Raw genomic sequence first — 1,541 nt, 5'->3', positions numbered from 1 at the left:
CTGCTGCTCCAGCGGCTCGCCCCGGCGCTCGTGCTGACCGCCGAGGGCGGCCCCGACCTGCCCGACGGCCTGCCCACGGCCCGGATCGACGCGCCCGTGCTGCCCCGCGCCCACGCGGCCGACGTCCTGCCCGGTGCCACCTACGTCATCCACACCTCCGGCTCCACCGGAACGCCCAAGCCGGTCGCCGTCGGCCGCACGGCCCTGGAGCACCATCTGACCGCGACCGCCGACCGGTTCGCCCTGACCAGCGCCGACCGCGTCCTGATGTTCGCGCAGCCCTCCTTCGACGTGGCGCTGGAGGAGGTGCTGCCCACCCTCCACGCGGGCGCCTGCCTGGTGATCCCCGAGCACGAGGTGCCCACCGGAACCGAGCTCACCGAGCTCCTCGCCGCCGCCCGGGTCACCGTCGCCAACCTTCCCACCAGCTACTTCCTGGCCACCCGCGAGGAGTTGCGCCCCGCACTGCGCGAGGAGAGCTGGACGCCCCGGCTGCTGGTCCTGGGCGGCGAGCGCCTGCCCGCCGAGACCCTGCGCGGCATCCTGGCCGACACCGACGCCACCGTCCTCAACGCGTACGGCGTCACCGAGGCGGCCATCACCTCCACCGTCCACGAGGTCGCGCGCGAGGCCCTGGCCGAGGGCGCCGAGATCCCGCTCGGCACCGAACTGCCCGGCGAGCGCGTCCACGTCCTGGACGCCCACCACCGCCCGCTGCCCGACGGCGCCGTCGGTGAACTGGCCATCGCCGGGCCCGGCCTGGCCGAGGGCTACCCCGGCAACGCGGAGGTGACGGCCGCCCGGTTCCGCACCGTGGACGCGCTCGGCGGGGAGCGGGTCTACCTCACGGGTGACCTCGGGTACCGCGGCCTGGACGGTCTGCTGTACTTCCTCGGCCGTCGCGACAACCAGGTCAAGCTGCGCGGGTACCGCATCGAGCTGGAGGAGATCGAGGCGGCGGCCTCCGCCGCGCTCGGCGGGCGGTCCTGCGCCGTCGTCCTGGACGCGGAGAGCCCCGCCGCGCCCCGGCTCGTCGGCTTCTTCGAGGACGGCGCCGGCCTCTCCGACGTGGACGAGAAGGCGCTGCACACCGAGTTGAGCGGGCGGCTGCCCGGGGCCCTGGTGCCCGCCCGGTGGGCCCGCCTGGAGACGATGCCGACCCTCGCGGGCGGCAAGCCGGACCGCACGGTCCTCACCCGCCGCGCGGTCGCGCTCGACCCGGCGGCCCCGGCCGCGCCCGGAGCCGGGAGCTCCGCCGGGGACGCGGAGACCGTCGCCGTGCCGGACGACACGATGACGGCCCTGCTGGTGAACGGCTGGCGCGAGGTCCTGGGCCACAACCGCTTCGACACGGGCTCCCACTTCTTCCACATCGGGGGCCACTCGCTGCTGGCCGCCGAGCTGGCGGCCTGGCTGGAGCCGCACCTGGGCGCCCGCCCGCCGCTGAAGGTGCTCTTCCGCAACCCCGTACTCGCCGACCAGGCCGACGCCCTCGCCGCCACCGCCCCTCTCTCCACGGAGTCGTGATGATCCAGTCCCCC

The 1,541-nt window shown here is 75.7% G+C and carries 1 protein-coding gene; it reads left to right on the top strand.

Annotation, left to right across the window (positions count from 1 at the left end; translation table 11 throughout):
• Positions 1-1,527, top strand: a 1,527-nt coding sequence (locus ACJA3G_RS36740) for an AMP-binding protein (protein WP_406557353.1), incomplete at its 5' end; no start/stop codon positions are given.
• Positions 1,528-1,541 lie beyond the last annotated feature (14 nt).

The organism is Streptomyces sp. YS-3 (genome assembly GCF_045257485.1).
Taxonomy (GTDB): Bacteria; Actinomycetota; Actinomycetes; order Streptomycetales; family Streptomycetaceae; genus Streptomyces.
This window is presented reverse-complemented; position numbering and strand designations above follow the sequence as displayed.